Annotated in this window: 1 protein-coding gene; it reads right to left on the bottom strand. The window is 42.9% G+C overall.

What is annotated here, in order from left to right; all coding sequences use genetic code 11:
- Nucleotides 1-79 precede the first annotated feature (79 nt).
- Complete coding sequence (gene ltrA, locus ACTHRG_RS23465) at nt 80-1,342, bottom strand: group II intron reverse transcriptase/maturase (protein WP_076263577.1); 1,263 nt, start codon at nt 1,340-1,342, stop codon at nt 80-82.
- Nucleotides 1,343-1,866: the final 524 nt, after the last annotated feature.

Here is a 1,866-nt window from a genome sequence, read left to right as displayed (position 1 = left end):
AATCGAGTAGGAGGGGGTGATTAACCCCCGACCTCTCACACCACCGTACGTACCGTTCGGTATACGGCGGTTCGAAAGTTTATGTAATAATGTTTGTTAATTGTTTTAATCCTTGTTGAAGCCAATATCTATTGTTCATGGCTTGGTCCAAGGCAGGACTCTTGGAATTTCTCCAGTATCCCTTACGGGAGTTTGCATATTGCCACGCCTTACTTTTCTTGATTCCCAATCTCGTTAGGTTCCTAAATTTGGTCCTGACTTTCTTCCACTCTTTCCAACGGCATGCACGTAGCCTTCTCCTGATATGCCCGTCTATCTTTCCAGCATATTTCTTGATGTCAGCTATTTTGAAGTAGTTTCCCCACCCTTGGATTAATTGGTTGATCTTAAGAATTCGGTATTCCATGGCTATTCCCCAATTGCGGTTTGTTAACTTTTTAAGCTTTTCCTCGAGTCTCTTTTTCGATTTCTTCGGCACGTATACTCGGGTGTTGTTGCTCGAAGAGTAAAAACTCACCCCTAAGAATATCCGTGCCACTGGCTTTCCCACTGCACTTTTCGCCTCATTCACCTTCAGTTTTAATTTCTTCTCAATAAAGTCCGTGATACCTTGTTTCACCCGTTCTCCCGCTTTATGGCTCTTGACGTATATGTTGCAATCATCGGCATAGCGAACAAATTTATGTCCACGCTTTTCAAGTTCCTTATCAAGTTCATTTAACATAATGTTACTAAGAAGAGGGCTTAATGGTCCTCCTTGTGGAGTTCCTTCTCTATTTACTGTAACTAGCCCATTCTCCATAATACCTGCTTGTAAATATCGTCGGATTAGCTTTAAGGTCGGCTTGTCCTCAATTGTTCTTGAAATTAGGGACATGAGTTTATCATGGTTCACTTTATCGAAAAATTTCTCAAGATCAATGTCCACAACGAATTGATATCCATCTTCGATGTATGTCCTTGCCTGTTCAATAGCTTGATGTGCACTTTTGTTCGGTCTGAAACCATAGCTGTTCGGATTGAATAGCCTATCAAAAATGGGTGTTAAGACTTGGACCATGGCTTGTTGGATTACCCGGTCCGTTACCGTGGGAATTCCTAGTTTTCTTTTCCCTCCGTCTGGTTTAGGAATTTCGACTCTTCGTACTGGCTGGGGCTTGTACTTTCCGTCCTGTATAAGCCTTATAATTTCTTGACCCTGTTCTTTAAGGTGAAGGCGGGTCGCTTCTATATCTTTCGCATCGACTCCCGCTGCCCCTTTATTCCTCTTCACCTTCACAAAAGCTAGGTTTAGGTTATCCGGGCTTATAATTCTTCGAATTAAATTATCATTAGATTCCATATTGGTCCCATGTCGTCAAGTTTGTACAAAGGTAACTCTACATTTCAAAAGAATCTCCTGGATTCCGTCCAAGACTCCCCTTGAAACCCCTTCGGTTTCTGTTTCATCGCCCCTTTGTAAATGGCTCTAACATGTTCTCTCCTTTCGTTCAGTCCTTCCCAACCGTTAGGTTGGTACTATGACTTCTGCTGACTTCTCTTAATTCAGCTATTTATCACTAAATAGGTTCCTATAAAGGGGGTTAAGAGATCTCCCAGGGTAAGTTCATTCACTTTCTCCTCATATATCTGCCACATTTATTCCCATCCCATCCGGGGATATTTTGGACTTTGTTTTGTTTTGCAAACTCATCCAGGAGTGGAAACCTCAAATGTGATTCGTGTACCTCAGACCAAGGATTTGCCTAGGGCTTCCTTCAGATTCCGCGTCGCCACGGACACCCTTGCCTTCAGCTAATGGTTCGCATATCCCAACGCCCATAGCGGACTTTCACCGCCAAGTTAATGAACATGCCTGGCACACAA

Origin of the sequence: Cytobacillus sp. SAFR-174 (assembly GCF_051964675.1) — a bacterium.
Lineage (GTDB): Bacteria > Bacillota > Bacilli > Bacillales > Cytobacillaceae > Cytobacillus.
This window is presented reverse-complemented; position numbering and strand designations above follow the sequence as displayed.

Coding starts and splice junctions, on each gene's coding strand:
- ltrA (WP_076263577.1), bottom strand. CDS start 1,342: ATGGAATCTAATGATAATTTAATTCGAAGAATTATAAGCCCGGATAAC.